Source organism: Streptomyces sp. SM1 (assembly GCF_002910825.1).
Taxonomy (GTDB): Bacteria; Actinomycetota; Actinomycetes; order Streptomycetales; family Streptomycetaceae; genus Streptomyces; species Streptomyces okerensis.
This window is the reverse complement of the sequence record NZ_NEUB01000025.1, coordinates 1-389: the sequence shown is the minus strand read 5'-3', so window position 1 is coordinate 389 and position 389 is coordinate 1. Positions and strand designations below refer to the sequence as shown.

Below are 389 nucleotides of genomic sequence, written 5' to 3'. Positions count from 1 at the left end.
CGTCGCTCGTTGTGCCAGGCGATCGCCCGCCGGATGTCGGACTCGTGCAGTCCGGTCCGGCAGGCGAGCCGGGCCATGGGGACCGCCGGCGGGCCGGACATCAAGACCCGGCTGATCTTGGCGGCCCACAGCTCCTCGTCGACGAACGGGCGGCGTCCGTACTCCTCACGGATCATGCCGAAGTGGGCCTCGCAGCAGGCGGTGACCCGGCGCAGACCGTCGTGCCGCTCGTCGGTGGGGTGGGCGGACGAGGAGTCCGCGACGTATCCGCGCACCGCCTCGCCCGCCGGGAACGTGTCCCCGCAGAGGTCGCACAGTTCCGGTGCGGAGGTCTCCGGACGCCGTGCGTGCTTCCCGCGCTTCCACATCGTCAGCTCCCGGTGGCCGAT

General features: G+C 72.2%; 1 protein-coding gene. It reads right to left on the bottom strand.

Going from position 1 to position 389, the window contains the following annotated elements:
* The coding region (locus B9S61_RS00545; RefSeq protein ID WP_308457742.1) for a hypothetical protein at nucleotides 1-389 on the bottom strand (389 nt) is incomplete at both ends.